Source organism: Arthrobacter sp. NQ4 (assembly GCF_029077345.1).
In the GTDB taxonomy this organism is placed as follows: Bacteria; Actinomycetota; Actinomycetes; order Actinomycetales; family Micrococcaceae; genus Arthrobacter.
Genome location: NZ_JARETC010000005.1, coordinates 166,257 through 185,545, shown reverse-complemented (window position 1 = coordinate 185,545; position 19,289 = coordinate 166,257). Strand labels below are relative to the sequence as shown.

Here is a 19,289-nt window from a genome sequence, read left to right as displayed (position 1 = left end):
CGAATACGACAACGCCCGATCACTTTCCTGGGGAAAGTGATCGGGCGTTGTGGGTGGTGCTCCGTTGCCGGACCGGCGCCCCGGATTTCGGGGGGCCTGTTGCGAAGGGCGTGCCGGCCCGGCAGACGGAAGTACTGGCGGGTCAGGCCGCGGTGAGCTCCTCGACGGTGGCCTTTTCACGGGCCTCAGTCAGGTAGCGGGCGTAGGCCGGCAGGGTGAGGAAGGACGGGAACTCGCGGCTGAGCGTGACTTCCTCGAAGATGTCGCGGGCGTCCTCGAACCGGTCGCCGTCGAAGCGTTCCAGCCGGGCGAATTCCTCGTCCAGCAGTTCCTCCACCCACTCGTGGCTGATGATCTCGCCGTGGTCCGTGATGGCCCGGGCGTAGATCCACTGCCAGAGCTGGGACCGGGAGATCTCGGCTGTGGCGGCGTCCTCCATGAGGTTGTGGATGGCCACTGCGCCGTTGCCGCGGAGCCAGGATTCGATGTAGCGGATGCCTACCTCGATGTTGTTTCGGATGCCCTGTTCGGTGATGGTGCCGGTGGTGGCGGCAACGTCGATCAGGGCGCGGTCGTCCGGGGTGACGTCCTCGCGGAGCCGGTCCAGCTGGTTGGGCTTGCTGCCGAGGACGCCGTCGAACACTTCGCGGCACACGGGCACCAGGTCGGGGTGGGCCACCCAGGAGCCGTCGAAGCCGTCGTTGGCCTCGCGGGTCTTGTCCGCGCGGACCTTTTCCAAAGCGTTGGCGTTGGCTTCGGGGTCCTTGCGGTTGGGGACGGCTGCTGCCATGCCGCCGATGGCCATGGCGCCGCGCTTGTGGCAGGCACGGACCAGCTGTTCGGTGTAGGCGCGCATGAAGGGCTGGGTCATGGTTACCTGGCCACGGTCGGGGAGGACGAAGCGGGGCCCGCGGGTGCGGAAGTTCTTGATCAGGGAGAAGATGTAGTCCCAGCGGCCGGCGTTCAGGCCGGCGGCGTGGTCGCGCAGTTCGTAAAGGATCTCTTCCATTTCGAACGCTGCGGTGATGGTCTCGATCAGCACCGTGGCGCGGATGGTGCCCTGCGGGATGCCGAGCAGGTCCTGGGCCAGGATGAAGATGTCGTTCCACAGCCGGGCTTCGAGGTGGTTCTCGATCTTGGGCAGGTAGAAGTACGGGCCCTTGCCTTGGGCGAGCAGGCGGCGGGCGTTGTGGAAGAAGAACAGTCCGAAGTCCACGATGCCGCCGGCGATGGGCTGGCCGTCGATGAGCATGTGCTTTTCCGGCAGGTGCCAGCCGCGGGGCCGGACCACGATGGTGGGCAGCTCGCCGGCCGGGCGGAGTTTGTATTCCTTGCCTTCTTCGGACGTGAAGTCGATCCGGCGCTCCAGGGCGTCGGTGAGGTTCAGCTGGCCCTTGATGACGTTCCGCCACGTGGGGGTGGAGGAGTCCTCCATGTCAGCCAGCCACACCTTGGCACCCGAATTCAGGGCGTTGATGGTCATCTTCTTGTCCACCGGGCCCGTGATTTCGACCCGGCGGTCCTCCAGCCCGGGTGCCGGGGGAGCGACCCGCCAGGACGCATCATTGCGGATGTGCTCGGTTTCCCGCAGGAAACGCGGGTCCGCCCCGGCGGCGATGTCAGCCCGCCGTGTGCGCCGGGCCTGGAGCAGCTCCTGCCGCCGCTCGGCAGTTGCCCGGTGCAGCTTCGCGATGAACGTCAGTGCGTCCGGGGTTAGTACTTCGTCCTGCCGGCAAATAGGCTGTGCCGTCAGGGTGATGCCATTGATCGTGAAGCTGTCGGTGAAGCTGTTCATTTCAGTCTCCTTAAAGACGAAAGGGAAGTTCGACGGCGGGACTTGCCTGGGTGGGGCCGGGAAGGGAAATCCTCCGCGTGCTATCCCCATCCCCGGCGTAAGACCTCGCAAAGCTCGGTCGACGCCGGGGACAGGGCCCCTTTACGCACGCTTCCGGATTCCCCCTCCCGGCCCGCGACGGTCACGCTTTGGGCGAGTGCCGCCGTCGTGCCTCTTCGGTGAGCGAAGCGAACGGCTCACCTTGGGCGCCGGGGGATTAGTGGAACTGTCCCTCTTCGGTCGATCCGACCAATGCGAGGGTCGACGCGTTCGGGTTGAGCGCCGTGGAGATGGTGTCGAAGTAGCCGGTGCCGACTTCGCGCTGGTGCTTGGTTGCGGTGTAGCCGCGGGACTCGGAGGCGAATTCCTTTTCCTGCAGTTCGACGTAGGCGCTCATGCCTTCACGGGCGTAGCCGTGGGCGAGGTCGAACATCGAGTAGTTCAGGGCGTGGAAGCCGGCCAGGGTGATGAACTGGAAGGTGAAGCCCATGGCGCCGAGTTCACGCTGGAACTTGGCGATGGTGGCGTCGTCCAGGTGCTTGCGCCAGTTGAACGACGGCGAGCAGTTGTAGGAGAGCATCTGGTCCGGGAACTCGGCCTTGACGGACTCGGCGAACTTGCGGGCAAGCTCCAGGTCCGGGGTGCCGGTTTCCATCCAGATGAGGTCGGAGTAGGGGGCGTAGGCCTTGGCTCGGGCGATGCAGGGTTCGATGCCGTTGCGGACCTTGTAGAAGCCCTCGGCGGTGCGCTCGCCGGTGATGAATTCCTGGTCGCGCTCGTCGACGTCGGAGGTGATCAGGGTGGCGGCCTCGGCGTCGGTGCGGGCGATGACGACTGTGGGGGTGCCGGCGACGTCGGCTGCCAGGCGGGCGGCGTTCAGCGTGCGGACGTGCTGCTGGGTGGGGATCAGCACCTTGCCGCCGAGGTGGCCGCACTTCTTCTCCGAGGCGAGCTGGTCCTCCCAGTGAACACCTGCTGCACCGGCCTGGATCATGGATTTCATGAGTTCGTAGGCGTTCAGCGGGCCGCCGAAGCCGGCCTCGGCGTCGGCGACGATCGGGACCAGCCAGTCCTCAACGGTCCGGATGCCTTCGGAAAATTCGATCTGGTCTGCCCGGAGCAGGGCGTTGTTGATGCGGCGGACCACGGTGGGGACGGAGTTGGCCGGGTAGAGGGACTGGTCCGGGTAGGTGTGGCCGGAGTTGTTGGCGTCGGCAGCTACCTGCCAGCCGGAGAGGTAGATGGCGCGCAGGCCCGCCTTGACCTGCTGGACGGCCTGGTTGCCGGTGAGGGCGCCCAGGGCGTTGGTGTAGCCGCCGGTCTTGTGCTCCTCGGTGAGCTGCTTCCACAGCTTTTCGGAGCCGCGGCGGGCCAGGGTCTGCTCTTCGGTGACGCGGCCGCGGAGGCGGACGACGTCGGAGGCTGAGTAGTCACGGGTCACACCTTCCCAGCGGGGGTTGGCGGCCCACTCGAGCTCCAGGGCGGCGGCCTGCTCTTCGGGCGTCTGCTGGGTGGGCTCAAATGCTGCAGTCATCGTTGATCTCCTTGATTGAGCTCCGGATGGAGTAGGTGGGAACCGCGTCGTTGAGGTTCCCACCGGCTTATCCGGTGCGGTGTTTCTTTCCGTGACAACTACTTTTCAGCACTTTCAACCCCCTTTCTAGAGAAAAACTATGGAAAGAAATGCACTTCTTCACGTATTCTTCAGAAATGTCGCCTTCAAGCTGGAACCGGGACGTTTCCCAGCCACCGTCAGCCGCCGCAGCGGAACTGGACGTCATCGCGCTGGGCCGCCGCGTCCGCCATCTCCGTAAACAAGCCGGGCTTACGCTCGATGACCTGAGCGCCGCCGTCGGTACCGCTCCCAGCCAGCTCAGCCTGATTGAAAACGGCAAACGCGAGCCCAAACTGACGCTGCTGCAGCACCTCGCCGGCGCCCTGAACGTCAGCATCGACCAGTTGCTCGGGGCCGAGCCACCCAGCCGCCGCGCCGCCCTCGAAATCGAGCTGGAACGCTACCAGCGCGGGCCGCTGTACGAATCGCTGAACCTGCCCAAAATCCGCATCAGCTCGCGGCTTCCACTGGATGTGCTGGAGGCCCAGGTGGGGCTGCTGCACGAGCTGGAACGGAAGATGAACGAGCAGGTGGCCACCCCGGAAGAAGCCCGGCGCGCCAACGGCGAACTGCGGGCCATGATGCGGGAGCGCGGCAACTATTTCCCGGAGTACGAGGCCGAGGCGCAGAAGGTCCTCAAGGAGGTGGGTTACACCACCGGCCCGCTGAGCCAGCACGTCATCGCGGACATCGCCGAGCACCTCGGATTCACCCTGCACCACGTGGGGGATCTGCCGCATTCCACCCGTTCCGTGACGGATTTGAAGAACCGCAAAATTTACCTGACGCAGAGCCAGCGGCAGGACCACGACCCCCGCTCGGTGCTGCTGCAGGCCCTGGGCCACTACGTCCTGGGCCATGAAACGCCCAAGAACTACGGTGACTTCCTGGCCCAGCGGGTAGCCACCAACTATTTCGCCGCCGCCCTGCTCCTGCCCGAGCAGGCAACCGTCGAATTTCTGCAAAAAGCTAAAGCAGCCAAGGAAATCGCGGTCGAGGACATCCGGGACGCCTTCGCAGTGTCCTACGAGACGGCAGCCCACCGGTTCACCAACCTGGCCACGAAGCATCTGGGCATCACCACACATTTCCAGAAGACCCACCAGAGCGGCATCATCTACAAGGCGTACGAGAATGACGGCGTGAACTTCCCGCAGGACCACACCGGAGCCATTGAGGGCCAGCCGTCGTGCAAGGCCTGGACCTCCCGTGCCGTGTTCGATGTGCCGGACAAGTTCAGTGCCTACAGCCAGTACACCGATACGCCGTCGGGCACGTACTGGTGCACCGCCCGCACCGAGCGGTCCGCCAGCGGCGAGTTCTCGCTCAGCATTGGCGTGCCGTACCAGCATGTGAAGTGGTTCCGCGGGCGGGAAACCAGCGCCCGGGCCAGGTCCAACTGCCCGGATCCCAACTGCTGCAAGCGGCCGCCTGCCGAACTGACCAGCCAGTGGGCCGGGAACGCGTGGCCGTCCGCCCGGGCCCACTCTCACCTGCTGGCCGCGATGCCCCCCGGAGCTTTCCCCGGGGTGGACGAGACTGAGGTGTACAGCTTCCTGCAGGCGCACTCCGGCTCATAGGAACGCCCCATCACATCCTGCCGGTTTCCTCCCGACGCCCCATCACCTCCCGCCGGTTTCCTCCCGACGCCCCATCACCTCCCGCCGGTTTCCTCCCGACGCCCCATCAATTTCCTGACGAAAGTGATGGGGCGTTTGGGTTATGGCGGCAAAAGGTGATGGGGCGTGTGGGTTGAGGCGGCAAAAGGTGATGGGGCGTTGGGTCAGCCGTGCAGGGTCCGGTAAGCTGCCGCGGCGGCGGGGTGCAGCGGAATCCCGGCGGTGTTGATGAGGCTCTCCGCGCTGAGGAACTGCACGCCCAAGGTGGACTGGGGGATGAGTTCGCCGGCGTTTTGCACCAGCAGCTGGACGGTGCGCTCCACGGTGGCGGCGTCCAGGTCCCTGCGGCAGAGCAGCAGGTTGGGAGCACCCACCGTCCACACCGCCGGTATGCCGGGATAGCTGCCTTCCGGTATCAGGACCCGGTCGTACAGCCCGCCGTACCTCCGCCGCAGTTCCGGCAGCAGCGCGGACAAATCCAGCAGTCCGAGCGCCACGTCCTGCTGCGCGCTGGCGATGGCCGCAGTGGGCACGCCGCCGGACCAGAACAGGGCATCCACGGTCCCCGCCTTCAGCGCCGCGATGCCGTCATTCAGGCCAAGATGTTCGACGGCGGCAGTTCCGGCGGAGGGTGCCGCGGCATCCGCGGAGGTGCCCAGGCCCGCTGCTTCCAGCAGTCGGGGAGTGGTAAGCGAGGTCCCCGACCCCGGCTGGCCCACGGCGACCCGCCGCCCCGCCAGCCCGGAAATGTCCCGGATGCCGCTGTCCTTCCGCACCACGCAGTGGACGTAGTTTTCGTAGACCTTCCCGATGGCGGCGATCTCCGCTCCGTCCCCGCCCGCCTGGCCGGCGGCATCGGCCAGGGCCACAGCAAAGTCCGCCCGGCCCGCCCGCAGTTCCGCGATGTTGTCCAGGCTTCCGCCGGTGGCCACGGCCCGGGCATGGCCCGCTACGCCGTGGCGTTCAAGCGCCGCGGCCAGCAACGTCGAGAACTCAAGGTAGAAGCCGCCGGGTTCGCCGCCGGCCACCACCAGGTTCTCCGGCCGGTCGCCTCCGGTGCACGCACTGAGGGCAGGCGGCAGGCATGCTGCGAGTCCGACGGCGAAGGTCCACTTGAGCGCGGACCGTCGCGGCGGCAGGGAGACAGGGCGGCCCGGGGCAAGCGCTTCACGCATTGGCATCACCGCTCCTGGTGCCCGGAAGCAGCTGATCAGACGCCGGAGCGGGAAACTCGATCCGGGCCGCGAGCCCATGCGGGGCCGCTTCGGCCAGCACCAGGCGGCCACCGTTGGCCGCGGCAAGCTGGCCCACGATCGTCATGCCCAGCCCGGTCCCGGGAACCGATGAATGCTGCGGGGACCGCCAGAATCTGGTGGCAGCCGCGGCGCGCTCCGGGGCAGGAAGCCCTGGACCGTCGTCGGAAATCTCCACCACCACCGCGCCGCCCTCCATCCGGACCGTGGCCGTCACGGTGGCACCGGGGGCGTACTTGAGGGCGTTGTTGAGGAGCTCGGCCGCCATCTGGGCCAGCTCCGCCGGGTGGCAGGAAACCAGTGCCGGGGGCTGCGGCGCCGGAGCAAGGACCAGCCTGCAGCCTGCCTGTTCTGCCAGCGGTGCTGCCCGCTCGATTTCCCCCTGGAGGACCGGAAAAGGGTCCACCGGATCCGGCGCGGGGAAGCCTTCCATGCTGCCGGCAGCCCGGAGGTACCCCTCGGAGGCCCGGTGCTCCGCGGCGGCGAGTTTCAGGACGCCGTCCAGGATCTCCTCCACCCGGTCCAGTTCCGCCATGGCGCGCTCGGCGGCATCGTGTTCACGGGCCGTCTTCAGTTCCAGCTGCAGCAGGTCCAGCCGAAGCCGGAGGGCCCCCACGGGGTTGCGCAGCTGGTGCGACGTGTCCGCTATCAGCTGCCGCTGCGCTGCCATGCTGGAGCTCACGGTCCGGGCCATCACGGTGAAGGACCGGCTCAATTCCCGCAACTCCGGTGGCCCGTCCTCCGGAAGGCGGCCCGCCCGGCCGGTATTTTCCAGTTCGTGCACCGCCGAGTTGAGCCGCTGGACGGGCCGGAGGACCCATCCGGTGACCCGGGCCGCACCCAGCAGGAGCACGGCGGCAAGGGCAAGCGCAGCCACCCCCACCGCGAGCCACCGTTCCCGGAGCTTCTGCTGCGCGGTGCCGGCGTCCACGTCCAGCACCACGGCGCCCAGGACCTGGCTGGCGCTGCCGAAGGGCCGGAAGATCACCCGGGAGCCGGAGCCGAAAGGTTCCAGTGGGTCCAGGGCGGTGTTGCTGACGTTCAACCGTGCCAGGGACAGCGCGTCCTGCACGTCGGACCGGCCGGCATCAAGGTCCCCGGAATGAAGGGTGGCCTGCTGCACACGCACCACGATCCCTTCCCCGTACAGCCCGGAGTACGTGTCCATCTCCCGCTGCAGCCGCGCCGTGTCCCCGTCGGCGGAGGCGTCGAACGCCACCTGCGCCAGACGGTTCAGGGACGCCGCCCGGTTGATCTGCAGCTCCTGGGTCAGCTCGCGGGACGCGGAGGTGAGGATGGTGCCCGAGATCAGGAAGACCACCACCAGGCAGAGCACGCTGAGGACGCCCAGCACCCGCAGCCTCATCCGGAAGCCGCCTCCACCCGGTACCCCACCCCACGGACGTTGATGATGAAGCCGGGTTTTTGCAGTTTTGCCCGCAGCCCGGTGAGGTGGACGTCCAGGGACCGGGAGGAAGCCAGGAAGGCGTCGCCCCACAGCGCGTCAAGGATTTGTTCCCGGGTGACCACCGAGCCGGCGTGGCGTGCCAGCAGCGCGAGGAGCTCGAACTCCGTGGCGGTCAGGGCGAGCGGCGAACCGGCTTTGGAAGCGGTGCGGCGGTTCAGGTCGATCGACACGTCATCCAGCACGATGACGTGCTCCTGCGGGGTGCCGCCGCCACGGCCCGCCCGCCGCGTCACCGCTTCGATCCGCGCCAGCAGCTCCACCAGCTTGACGGGCTTGACCAGGTAGTCGTCCGCGCCGGAACGCAGCCCGAGCACCACGCTGCGTTCGTCGTCCCGGGCGGTCAGGATCAGGATGGGGACATCGGTGACCTGGCGCAGTTTGCGCAGCACCTCCAGCCCGTCCATGTCCGGCAGGCCGAGGTCCAGGAGGATCACCTGGAAGTTCCGGTGGGACAGCAGCGCATCAGCGCCCCGCGCCAGCCGCTGCGGGTGGTGTCCGGCGCTTTCGACGGCGGCGGTGAGGGCACCGGCCATGGCGTCGTCGTCCTCGACGATCAGCACGTCCATGGCCATCTTCCTTGCTGCGTTTCCTGTGGTGTCCGGTTCATCCCCGCCACGTGAGATTACCGCGTGGCGCCAGGATATGCCCGACGGAGGACGGGCCGGCCGAGACGGGACACGCAGGCAAAACCTAAGGAAGTGTTAGGAAATGCCCCGCCACGTTGGCTGTGCGGTGGATCACCCATACCGTGGATGAGGCCCTCCGGCGTTGGAGGACGCACGTCACCACTAGGAGGAACTCACCGATGAGCACCCAACAAACCGCGCCCCTGACGGAGGCCGCCCAGACCCGGCGGGCCGTGGGCAACATCCTGAAGGGTTCCGCCGGCAACCTTGTGGAATGGTACGACCTCTACGTCTACACCGTCTTTGCCGCCTACTTCCAGGCCCACTTCTTCAACTCCAAGGATGAGCTGCAGGCGGGCCTCGAAGCGATGGCCGTCTTCTCGACGTCGTTCCTCATGCGGCCCATCGGTGCCTGGTTCTTTGGCCGGTACGCGGACCGCAAGGGCCGCAAGGCTGCCCTGACGCTCAGCGTCACGCTGATGTCGGCGGGTTCCTTCGCCATCGCCGTGCTGCCCACCCAGGACGTCATCGGACTGTGGGCCATGATCCTGCTGGTGCTCGTCCGCGTGATTCAGGGCTTCTCCGTGGGCGGCGAGTACGGAACCAGCGCCACCTACATGTCCGAGGCAGCCACCAGCAAGCGCCGCGGCTTCTTCTCCAGCTTCCAGTACGTCACCCTGATCGGCGGCCAGATGCTGGCCCTGCTGGTCCTGGTGATCCTGCAGAACGTCATGCCCAAGGGCGACCTGGGGGAGTGGGGCTGGCGCATCCCGTTCGTCATCGGCGGCGTGGCCGCCCTGGTGGTGCTGTGGCTCCGCCGCTCCATGGAGGAGACGGTTTCCGCCGAGCAGCTCGAGGCCGCCAAGACTCCCGCGGTTGCCGGACAGGCCCAGCCGGGCACCATGAAGCTGCTGTTCACGAGCTACTGGAAGCCGCTGCTGGTCTGCATCGGCATCACCCTTGGCGGGACCGTGGCGTTCTACACCTACACCAACTTCATCCTGAAGTTCATGAACGATACCTCGGGCATCGCCAAGACCGACACCTCCGTGATCAACTTCTGGGCGCTGTTCATCTTCATGCTGCTCCAGCCCGTCTACGGCATCATCTCGGACAAGGTGGGCCGCAAGCCGCTGCTGCTCTGGTTCGGCATCACCGGCGTGCTTTTCACCTGGCCGCTGCTCTCCACCCTGGCCGGCACCAAGGACCCGTTCACCGCGTTCCTGCTCATGATGGGTGGCCTGGTGATTGTCGGCGGCTACACCTCGATCAACGCCCTGGTAAAGGCTGAACTGTTCCCCGCCTCCATCCGCGCGCTCGGCGTTGGCCTGGGCTACGCAATCGCCAACTCGCTCTTCGGCGGCACCGTGCCGCTGATCGGCGCGGCCTTCCAGAAGGCGGAGCGGGAGGACCTGTTCTTCACCTACGTGAGCATCGCCATCGCCATCTCACTGGTGGTCTACATCTTCGCCCTGAAGAACAAGAAGGCCACGCACCTGGACGACGAACAGGGCCACGCCTGGGAGCAGGCGCCGCAGGGTGGCGGCAAGGACAAGGACGCGCTCGGCGTCTAGCATTCAGGCGTCCCAACGGACGCATCGCCTAAGGAGGCGTACGACGGCGGCTGCCAGGCCGCCGTCGTACGCCTCCTTTTGCATGTGCAAAGGGAGGTATGGGACGCGGAGCCCCTTTAGCGGCGCGTCATCCGTCGGCGCACCAGGAACCCATGCGCGGCGAACAGGCGGGGCAGCACCACATACACCGCGGTAGGAACCACCACCATGGTCAGCCCCATGGCCCGGAAGACGGGGTGCCAGGTTTCCATGAGAGGTGCGGCCGCCATCATGCCGATGGCAACCAGCGGAAAAATTGCCAGCCAGGTGATGGCCGCGCGGACGTGGATGGAGGGCGGAGCCGCCGGAACCCCGGCACCGGTGGGACTGCGGGCAGCACGGGCTGGGGAGCGGAAAGGGTTGCCGGCTGGGCAACGGAGGGGGCTGCGGGCTGTGGAACCGTGTCCATGGACAACTCCAACTGATTAGTTGCTTATTGCTTGCAAAGACACTAAACGCGGACCGGTGCAATTGCAACTACCTGGTTGGAATTGCGTAGACTTATGTCATGGCATGGAACACAGCGCGGACCAGGGAAGTGCTGCTGGCCGCTGCCACGGAGGAGTTCAGCGCCAAGGGGCTCGCGGGGGCGCGGGTGGACCGCATTGCAGCTGCCGCCGGCGTGAACAAGGAGCGCATCTACCAGTACTTTGGCAAGAAGGATGAGCTGTTCGACGCCGTCCTGGCCGCCGAAATGGTCCGGGTAATGACCGAGGTGCCCATCACCGGCAGCGGGCCGGAGGCGTTCGGCGAATACGCAGGCCGCCTCTTCGACCGGCACACCACCGACGGCGTCCTGCCCAGGCTCCTGTTCTGGGAAGGCCTGGAGCGGGGCGGGGAAACTGTCAGCCGCGCCACCCGGTCCGACCACTGCGCCATCAAGGTGGGACAGGTCCTGGACGTCCTGCCCGGAATCGACAGGACCGACGCCGCGGACCTGCTGATCACCGTCATCACCCTGTGCGACGGCTGGCCGGTCCTGCCCCAGATCGACACGCTCCTGGCGGGCAGCAGTGCTGACCGGACCACCCGTCGTCGGGCGTTCATCGTGCGGACCGCAACCCTGCTCGCTGAAGCCCTCGCCGCCGAGGTGCGGGCCGCCCCCGGAGCTGCCCTGGACCAGGCCGGCTAGAAGGCCTGCCGGGGAACCGGCCGGGTGGGCGGACTATATTGGGCCATGTCAGCACACCACCACCATCGCGGGAGTCTGCACCCATGGCCAAGGAACTTGCCACCCAGCTCATCGAACAACTCCAGGCTGCCGGCGTGCAGCGGATCTACGGGATTGTGGGCGACAGCCTCAACCCGATCGTGGATGCCGTCCGCCAGACCGGCGGCTCCGCGAAGGGCGGCATTGACTGGATCCACGTCCGCCATGAGGAAGCCGCCGCCTTTGCGGCCGCAGCCGAAGCGCAGCTCACCGGAAAGCTTGCCGTGTGCGCCGGATCCTGCGGCCCCGGAAACCTGCATCTGATCAACGGCCTGTACGACGCCAACCGCTCCGGCGCTCCGGTGCTGGCCATCGCCTCCCACATTCCCAGCAAGCAGATCGGCAGCAGCTTCTTCCAGGAGACCCACCCGGACCGCCTGTTCAACGAATGCTCGGTGTACTCGGAGCTGGTCAGCACCGCAGAGCAGGCTCCCCGGGTAATGCACAGTGCCATCCAGCACGCGCTGGGGCTTGGGGGAGTGGCCGTCGTGACCCTGCCGGGTGACATTGCCGGGCTGGAGGCCGCCGGCCCCACCCCGCTGCCTGCCACCTTCCGGCCTGCCAGCCTGGTCCCGGACCCGGCCAGCGTCCAGGCACTCGCGGACGCCATCAACGATGCCGGCAAGGTGGCCATCTTCGCCGGCGCCGGCGTGGAAGGGGCACACAGCGAACTGATGGCGCTCGCCGACCTGGCCAAGGCGCCGGTGGGGCACTCGCTGCGCGGCAAGGACTTCGTCCAGTACGACAACCCGTTCGATATCGGCATGACCGGGCTGCTGGGTTACGGGGCCGCGGCGGAGGGCATCGAGGACGCCGACCTGCTGGTCCTCCTGGGCACCGACTTCCCATACGACCAGTTCCTGCCGGACACCCGCACCGCGCAGGTGGACCGGGTGGCCCACCGGCTGGGCCGCCGGACCGACGTCGACATTGCCGTCCACGGCGACGTGCTGCCCACCCTGCGCGCACTTCTCCCGCTGGTGGAGGCGAAGAAGAGCCGCAGGTTCCTGGACCAGATGCTGAAGAAGCACGACCGGCTGATGAACAAGGCCGTGGGCGCCTACACCCGGAAGGTGGAGAAGAAGCAGCCCATCCACCCGGAGTACGCGGCGTCCCTGCTGGACCAGGTGGCCGCCGAGGACGCCATCTTCACCGCGGACACGGGCATGTGCAACGTCTGGACCGCGCGGTACATCAACCCGCTGGGCACCCGCCGCCTGATCGGATCCTTCCTGCACGGCTCCATGGCCAACGCCCTGCCGCACGCCATCGGCGCACAGTTGGCCTACCCCGGCCGGCAAGTCATCTCCGTCTCCGGCGACGGTGGGCTGTCCATGCTGCTGGGTGAGCTCATCACCGCCGCCGCCTACAAGCTGCCGGTGAACGTAGTGGTGTTCAACAACTCCACCCTGGGCATGGTCAAGCTCGAGATGCTGGTGGACGGACTGCCCGATTTCGGTGTGGACGTCCCCGATGCCAACTACGCGGCCGTGGCACAGGCGCTGGGCTTCCATGCGGTGAGGGTCACGGATCCGGCGCAGATCGAATCGGCGTACCGGGAAGCGTTCGCCCACCCCGGCCCGTCGCTGGTGGAACTCATCACCGACCCCAAGGCGCTGTCCATCCCGCCGAAGATCTCCGGTTCCCAGGTGATCGGGTTCGCCACCGCCATGTCCAAGGTGGTGCTGAATCGCGGGGCGGGCGAGGCTGTGAGCATGGCGCGCAGTAATCTGCGCAACATCCCGCGGCGCTGACCGGGGTCCAAACCCGCCATCACATCCTGCCCATAATTCCGGAACGCGTCTGCATAAAGTGCAGACGCGTTCCGGAATTAAGGGCCAAAAGTGATGGGGCGTTTGGGTTTTAGGGGCCAAAAGTGATGGGGCGTTGGTCAGCGGCCGCCGCCCTGCCACAGGGCGTCGAACGGGGCGCCGGAGGCAACGCGGTTGCGAATGCCGGCGGTCACGAAGTCCTTGGCGGTACGGGCGGCCTCCAGCGGGCTGGCGCCCTTGGCCAGTTCCGCCGTTACGGCGGCGGCCAGCGAGCAGCCGGCGCCGGATACTGCCACCTCGCCCACCTTCGGGGCGCTGAGGACTTCGAGGGTCTGGCCGTCGTAGAAAACGTCGACGGCGTCCGGGCCTTCCAGCCGGACCCCGCCCTTGGCCAGGACTGCTGCGCCGCTGAGTTCGTGGATGCGCACGGCAGCGGCCTTCAGCGACTCCACATCCGTGATCTCCAGGCCGGACAGTGATTCCGCCTCGAAATGGTTGGGCGTGACGAAGGTGGCCAGCGGCAGGATCTGGGCTTTCAGGGCCTGGTCCGTGTCCAGCGCGTGCCCCGGTTCCTGGCCCTTGCATATCAGCACCGGGTCCAGGACAACGTTGGCAAAGCTGTTCTCCTGCAGGGCGCCGGCCACCGTGTTGATGGTCGCCGGGCTGCCCAGCATGCCGATCTTCACCGTGTCCAAAGCCGAAGGGGCGCCCGACGCCGGACCGTAGGCCGCCGTCGTCGCCTCCAGCTGGTCGGCAATCACCTGCTGGTCCACCGGCACGAAGCGGTGGTTCCAGCTGTCCTTGGGGTCGAAGGACACGATGCAGGTCAGGTTGGCGATGCCGAAGACGCCCAGTTCCTGGAAGGATTTCAGGTCGGCCTGCGCGCCGGCGCCACCGGTGGCTTCGGACCCGGCGATGGTGAGGACGACGGCGGGACGTGCGGCGGGCAGCGTTGCGTCAGGGGTAGCGGAAGTCATGCACCCATCCTGCCACCCGCCGTCGGACGCCCGCCAAACCGGTGCCCCGAGTCCCGGGATCGCCGGAAAGGTGCCGGATCGCCGCAACGTTCCGGCGTTCCGGCAGCTTTCCGGCGATCTCGAGCTCCGGCGGGGTGACTACCTCTGGAGCGCCGCGAGGATGCGGGCTTTGAACTCGTGTTCGCGGAAGAGGTCGGCCCACTTCACGCGCACAAACGTCCAGCCGTTCTCGGTGAGGGCATTCTCCCGCTGTCGTTCCTGGAACAGCACCTCATCCGTCGGTTTGTAGTCGAAGTACTTCGTCTTCCCGTCGAATTCGAGGGCAACCTTTTTTTCCTTCCAGGCGAAATCCAGCCGGTACCGGCCGGCACGCGTATCCACCGAGACTTGGGGCTCCGGCAGGGGAAGTTTCAGCCGCATAAGGAGTTCGCGCGTGAGTGTCTCTCCGGCGGACTCCGAGCGCGGATCTGCGTGGGCGAGCGCCAGCCGGAGGGTCCGGATCCCGCGCCGTCCCTGCAGGCCGTCAGCCATGCTTTCCATCAGGGCCCTGTCCGCGCCGAGCCGGAGGGCGTGGTCCATCAGCACCAGCGACTGCCGATAGCCCAGCATCATGGCACAATCCACTGCCGTCCGCTCCAGCGAGGTCACCTTGAGGCCTCCGAGGGTCACCACCTCCAACGCAGTCCAGGGCCGAGTATGGCCGCGGACATCCTTGCCGAGCCGCTCACTGGAAGGGTTTCCCGGCATCAAAAGGTGGACCAGGTCATCCACATCCCAGAGATACAACCCGTGCAGCCGGGCCGCGGAGGTGTGGCTGTACACGTAGCCACCGGCCGAAGTGGTCAGCGTCCCGAGTGCATGGGCGTGAATCAGCTGCATGCTGCGGACGGGACGTGACTGTTTTTCCCACAGCTCGGCGCGGATGTAGCAACCGTGGCGGAGGCGGACCAGCTTCCCGTGGAGGACCAAGGCCTTGATGGCCCGGGAATTGAGGCCGTTCCCATGCAGTTGCCCGGTCCGCCACAGGTTGCCGGTGTTTGGCAGAGCCGGGAGAGGGGTTGGTTGCTGCGGTGTCATCCCGACAGGATCCCGCCGCTGCGGCACTCACTGAAAGCGCCGTCGTCGTCATGTGGACAACGTCCTGCGTCCCCAACTCGCCGGAACCCGTCCGGTTCGCCGCGACGTTCCGGCGGGCCGGCAGCTTTCCGGCGGGTTCGACGGCGGCCGGCCGGGTCAGCCCTTCAGCATCCTGTCCAGCAGGGCGCGCAGTTCCCGGAAGTGCCGCTCCGTGGCTTCCGGGTGGAACGCCGAGGTGTCCGCCATGCTGTAGCCGTGAGGTGCCCCTTCGTAGATCTCGTTGGATGCCTCGAGTCCGGCGTCCTTGAGCGCTTCGCCCAGGCGCGCGACGGCGTCGGGGGCCATGCTCCGGTCGTGGTCCGCGTGGCCAAAGACGAAGCGCGCCCGGGCCGTGCCAAGCCCCAGGTGCGGGCTGTCCGGATCCTCCGTTGCCAGCCCGCCGCCGTGGAAGCCGCCACACGCTGCCACCAGGTCCGGGTGCGAGGTGGCGGTGCGGACCGCGAGCCGGGCACCCATGCAGTAGCCGGTGGTGCCAATGGGACCCGGCGCCACGCCGTCGAGCGCCGCCAGCGCGGAAACCCAGGCATCGATGTCCGGCAGGGCCTTGTCCGGAGTCAGACGGCCCACCCGGGGGAAGGCAGCCTTGCCGGCAGCTTCCCGGCCCTCCTGGGTGGACATGTCATCGGCCGGGGCCAACTCGGCGACTGTTCCTTCCCGGTAGAACACGTTGGGCGCCAGCACCACGTAGCCCCAGTCGGCAATGCGCTGCGCCATCTCCTGGATGCGCGGGCGCAGGCCGAACGCGTCCATGTAGAGGATGACCCCCGGGAACGGGCCGGTGCCGGTGGACGGGCGGGCGACAATGGCTTCGGCAGGGCCTGCTGCGGCCTGGATCTCGATGAGCATTTGGTCAGGATAGCGGAGCCACCCGGGAGCCACGCTCAGGAGTAGTACCGGCCCAGGGTTTCGGCCTTGAAATCGAAGAAGATGCCGGACTCGATGGCCAGCCGGGCGTCGTCCACCATCTTCACCACGAACCGCTCGTTGTGGATGGAGATGAGGGTGGCGGACACCATTTCCTTGGCCTTGAACAGGTGGTGGATGTAGGCCCGCGAGTAGTTGGCGCAGGCGTAGCAGTCGCAGCCCTCCTGCAGCGGCCCAAAATCACGCTTGTACTTGGCGCCGGAAAGATTGAACCGGCCGTACGGGGTATAGAACGCGGAGTTGCGGGCCACCCGGGTGGGGGAGACGCAGTCGAAGGTGTCCGCCCCGTTCTCGATGGCCGTGAAGATGTCATCCGGTTCGGAAATACCCAGCAGGTGCCGAGGCTTGTCCTCCGGCAGCTCCTCGTTGCACCAGCGCACGATGGTGCCCAGGTTTTCCTTCTCCAGCGCCCCGCCGATGCCGAACCCGTCGAACGGCATCGCGCCGAGGTCGCGGCAGGCTTTCCGGCGCAGGTCTTCATACTGGGCGCCCTGGATTACGCCGAACAGCGCCTGGTAGGGCTTGGCCGCCCGTTCCTCCGTCAGGCGGAAGTGTTCCTCGATGCACCGCTCCGCCCACAGCCGGGTGCGTTCCAGTGATTCCTCCTGGTACCGCCGGGAGTTCTGCAGGGTGGTCAGCTCGTCGAACGCGAACATGATGTCCGCGCCGATCTGGTGCTGGACCTGCATGGAGATCTCGGGCGAGAAGCGGTGGCGATCGCCGTTCAGGTGGGACTTGAACCAGACGCCGTCGTCGTCAATATGGGCCAGGCGTTCCTTGCCGGGGGCCACGGCATCATCCGGTCCGGAGGCGTCCACGGACTTCATGTCGATGACTTTCTTGAACCCGGAGCCGAGGCTCATCACCTGGAATCCGCCGGAGTCGGTGAAGGTGGGGCCGGGCCAGTTCATGAAGGCACCCAGGCCGCCGGCCGCATCCAGGATGTCCGGGCCCGGCTGCAAGTACAGGTGGTAGGCATTGGCCAGCAGCGCCTGGGCGCCCAGGTCCGCCATGGATTCCGGCAGCACGGCCTTGACGGTGGCCTTGGTGCCGACGGCGATGAACGCCGGCGTCTGGATCTCACCGTGCGGCGTGGTGATGGTGCCGGTGCGGCCCAGGAATTCCCCGTCGTTTTCCGCTACCTGAGCCGTCGGCGGGCAGGACTCCGCCAGGCGGGTGCCGACCGTGAAGGAGAACTGGGATCGGGTTTCAGGCAGGGCGAAGGCGGGGTTGGCTGGCACCGTACCAGTGTGCCAGCAAACCGCGCGGCCCCAGTAAACTCAGCTGGCCGGTTCGGAAGCCGGGTAGTTCTCGGACCGCCAGGAATCCCAGGATTGCCGGATGGCCTCGAAGGCGCCGGCGCCGAGGTCGTACGTGGAAGCGATGACCAGCGAGCCGTCACCCTCCGCGCGGACATCCTTGATGGCCGGGTGGTCCGCCACCACCAGCAGCCCCTCGCCGTGTTCGGCGTAGCTGTGCACCGTGAGGCCCACCTGGTGGCTGGTCCGGTACCAGACCTTGCCGCTGATGTCCTCGCCGGTGCCGAGTGTCAATTGGTATGGCTCGCCCGGCGCCGGGAGGTCGGAGAGACCCAGCTTCTCAATGGCGGAGGCTTTGCCCTCGGTCAGGTGCAGGAACAGGGTGTGCCGCTTGCCGTGCGGGTGTCGTTCCAGGGCGAAGCGGAGCTGCTGCAGGAAGGTGAGCCAGCCCTGCGTGATGTCCTCGTCCCAGGCAGCCCACTCGGAGTCATGGTCCACGGCGGCGCGGGTGACACTGACCCGGGTTCCACCGGCCTCCGGGTGGAGCTCAAACGTGTCCCCGCCGTGCACGGTGAGGCTGGTGTGGTCCGGTGCTTCCTGCACGTCACTGGAGAAGTAGATCTCCTTGATCTCGGACTCCAGGTCCTCGGCCTGCCAGCCATGCCACTGGGCCACCTTGGACGGTTCACGCAGCATGGTCCAGACCTGCGGCGCGTCGGCGTTGATCACTACGCTGAGATTGTTGGTCATAGCCCCGAATGTACGCCCCGGACATAGCCTCGGGTAGGGGCAATTTCCCATTGCGGGAAGGCACCGGGAAGACGCCCGGAAGGCCCGCGGGAGGCGCCTGCCGGACGCCCCGCGGGTCAGGAGCGGACGGCCTCCAGCTCGTTGCTGATGCGCCGTTCCAGTTCGGACGTCCCGATGGTTTCCGAGCCGCCGTGCGCCCGCAGGAACAGCAGGGATTCCAGCCGCAGCAGCCGCCATTCGCGCTCGGCGTCATGGTTGGAGTTGTCGATGGAGCGGAAGATTTCCTTGTCGTACAGGTTGGGCTCGTTGAGCGAGCGCTGCCGCACCTTGGCTGCCATGCGCGCCTTGAACGGGTCCGTTTCCTGGTTTTCCGGGGTGCGGATCAGTTTCTCGTACACTTCGGCGCGTTCGTCCTGGCCGTCCTGCCGGCAAATGTAGCTGGCCAGCGCCAGGGAGGCCTCCACCGAGGTCCACCGGCCCGGGTTTCCGTCATAGGGCAGCACGGTGATCAGGTCTGCCACGGACAGTGCGCCGTCCGCGTCCTTGAGCGTGATGAACAGTTCGTGCGCCAGGTCGCTGAGGTCCTTCAGGCAGCTTCCGGATTTGAAGTTGACGCCCTTGGACAGCCTGTCGGCCAGGAGCAGCACGCCCTCCGCATCCGGGTGCGCCTCCGCGGCGGCCTCCACTACTGATTCGGGGGTGCCGGCCGGCGCCGGGATGAGTGCCAGTTCCTCCTCGCTGGGCCCGGTCGCTGCGGGCGGCGCCGGCGGGAGGGGAGGGACGACGACGGCGGGCGCCACATTGAGGGGACCGGTCCCGGCGCCGGGCTGCTCCTGCGCACCGTTCCGCGGGGTCAGGGTTTCCGCCGGTGGTGCGGCCTCCGGAAGGTCCGCGGGCAGCGGAAGCTGGGTGACGTCGTCGTGCGCTCCGTCCACCACTGTGACCATGGTGCCGATGGCAACCCGCAGGGTTCCGCCGCCGGAGAGGCTGGCCAGTACCAGTGCGGGGGAGCCAAAATCGTCGTGCTCGAGCTCCACCTGGTCGATTTCGGCAGTGCGCCGGCCGTCGGGGAGGAGGATGTGGCTGCCGGTGGTCAGAGATCCAGCCTGCTGTTCACGGTGGTGCCTGGCGGCTGGTGATTCGGTCATGGGAGTCCTTAAGTTCTCTTGCGGTCCGCCCTACAGTCTACAAAGGCGGGCACTCAAAACCGGGGACCCCCACGTCCCGGCGGG

At 67.1% G+C, this 19,289-nt stretch carries 16 protein-coding genes; 4 read left to right on the top strand and 12 right to left on the bottom strand.

What is annotated here, in order from left to right; all coding sequences use genetic code 11:
- Positions 1-142 precede the first annotated feature (142 nt).
- Together aceB and aceA are read right to left on the bottom strand one after the other, a co-directional pair.
- Positions 143-1,795: a malate synthase A gene (gene aceB, locus PUN51_RS11225; protein ID WP_159633437.1), complete on the bottom strand. Its 1,653-nt coding sequence runs from the start codon at positions 1,793-1,795 to the stop codon at positions 143-145.
- A 256-nt stretch (positions 1,796-2,051) separates the two neighbouring features.
- Positions 2,052-3,368 (bottom strand): isocitrate lyase, encoded by a 1,317-nt coding sequence (aceA, locus tag PUN51_RS11220; RefSeq protein WP_275180979.1) that lies wholly within the window; start codon positions 3,366-3,368, stop codon positions 2,052-2,054.
- 149 nt (positions 3,369-3,517) lie between these two features.
- Between aceA and PUN51_RS11215 the strand changes: the two genes are divergently transcribed.
- The gene (locus PUN51_RS11215) at positions 3,518-5,029 is read left to right on the top strand and encodes a helix-turn-helix transcriptional regulator (protein WP_275180978.1); all 1,512 of its coding nucleotides are present in this window, start codon (positions 3,518-3,520) and stop codon (positions 5,027-5,029) included.
- A 203-nt stretch (positions 5,030-5,232) separates the two neighbouring features.
- On the opposite strand, the gene PUN51_RS11210 is transcribed toward PUN51_RS11215, so the two are convergent.
- The 3 genes from PUN51_RS11210 to PUN51_RS11200 are packed head-to-tail and all read right to left on the bottom strand — an operon-like array spanning position 5,233 to position 8,355.
- Positions 5,233-6,249 carry a TAXI family TRAP transporter solute-binding subunit gene (locus tag PUN51_RS11210; protein ID WP_275180977.1) on the bottom strand — a complete coding sequence of 339 codons (1,017 nt, stop codon included), beginning with the start codon at positions 6,247-6,249 and terminating at the stop codon, positions 5,233-5,235.
- Positions 6,236-7,687 carry a HAMP domain-containing sensor histidine kinase gene (locus PUN51_RS11205; RefSeq protein WP_275180976.1) on the bottom strand — a complete coding sequence of 484 codons (1,452 nt, stop codon included), beginning with the start codon at positions 7,685-7,687 and terminating at the stop codon, positions 6,236-6,238. Before PUN51_RS11205 ends, PUN51_RS11210 begins: the two co-directional genes overlap by 14 nt.
- Positions 7,684-8,355 (bottom strand): response regulator transcription factor, encoded by a 672-nt coding sequence (locus PUN51_RS11200; protein ID WP_275180975.1) that lies wholly within the window; start codon positions 8,353-8,355, stop codon positions 7,684-7,686. Before PUN51_RS11200 ends, PUN51_RS11205 begins: the two co-directional genes overlap by 4 nt.
- Before the next feature lie 239 nt (positions 8,356-8,594).
- On the opposite strand from PUN51_RS11200, the gene PUN51_RS11195 reads away from it, so the two are divergent.
- Complete coding sequence (locus PUN51_RS11195) at positions 8,595-9,989, top strand: MFS transporter (RefSeq protein WP_275180974.1); 1,395 nt, start codon at positions 8,595-8,597, stop codon at positions 9,987-9,989.
- A 116-nt stretch (positions 9,990-10,105) separates the two neighbouring features.
- Here the strand turns inward: PUN51_RS11195 and PUN51_RS11190 are convergent, their stop codons facing one another.
- Entirely contained in the window at positions 10,106-10,258 is a 153-nt protein-coding gene (locus PUN51_RS11190) for a hypothetical protein (protein ID WP_275180973.1), read from the bottom strand.
- Positions 10,259-10,536: 278 nt separating this feature from the next.
- On the opposite strand from PUN51_RS11190, the gene PUN51_RS11185 reads away from it, so the two are divergent.
- Positions 10,537-11,160, top strand: a complete 624-nt coding sequence (locus PUN51_RS11185) for a TetR/AcrR family transcriptional regulator (protein WP_275180972.1) — start codon at positions 10,537-10,539, stop codon at positions 11,158-11,160.
- Between the two features lie 83 nt (positions 11,161-11,243).
- Complete coding sequence (locus PUN51_RS11180; protein ID WP_275180971.1) at positions 11,244-12,992, top strand: pyruvate dehydrogenase; 1,749 nt, start codon at positions 11,244-11,246, stop codon at positions 12,990-12,992.
- A gap of 137 nt (positions 12,993-13,129) precedes the next feature.
- Here the strand turns inward: PUN51_RS11180 and PUN51_RS11175 are convergent, their stop codons facing one another.
- From PUN51_RS11175 to PUN51_RS11150, 6 genes are all read right to left on the bottom strand, one after another.
- Positions 13,130-13,987: a hydroxymethylpyrimidine/phosphomethylpyrimidine kinase gene (locus PUN51_RS11175; protein ID WP_275180970.1), complete on the bottom strand. Its 858-nt coding sequence runs from the start codon at positions 13,985-13,987 to the stop codon at positions 13,130-13,132.
- A gap of 138 nt (positions 13,988-14,125) precedes the next feature.
- On the bottom strand, positions 14,126-15,064 hold the full coding sequence (locus PUN51_RS11170; RefSeq protein WP_275180969.1) for a hypothetical protein: 939 nt from the start codon (positions 15,062-15,064) through the stop codon (positions 14,126-14,128).
- A 156-nt stretch (positions 15,065-15,220) separates the two neighbouring features.
- Positions 15,221-15,970: a dienelactone hydrolase family protein gene (locus PUN51_RS11165; RefSeq protein ID WP_275180968.1), complete on the bottom strand. Its 750-nt coding sequence runs from the start codon at positions 15,968-15,970 to the stop codon at positions 15,221-15,223.
- A gap of 35 nt (positions 15,971-16,005) precedes the next feature.
- Positions 16,006-17,289: a tRNA guanosine(34) transglycosylase Tgt gene (gene tgt, locus PUN51_RS11160; protein WP_275180967.1), complete on the bottom strand. Its 1,284-nt coding sequence runs from the start codon at positions 17,287-17,289 to the stop codon at positions 16,006-16,008.
- 39 nt (positions 17,290-17,328) lie between these two features.
- Positions 17,329-18,057, bottom strand: coding sequence for an SRPBCC family protein (locus PUN51_RS11155; RefSeq protein WP_275180966.1), 729 nt, complete (start codon positions 18,055-18,057; stop codon positions 17,329-17,331).
- A 116-nt stretch (positions 18,058-18,173) separates the two neighbouring features.
- Entirely contained in the window at positions 18,174-19,205 is a 1,032-nt protein-coding gene (locus tag PUN51_RS11150) for a DUF6707 family protein (protein WP_159633396.1), read from the bottom strand.
- Between the last annotated feature and the right edge of the window lie 84 nt (positions 19,206-19,289).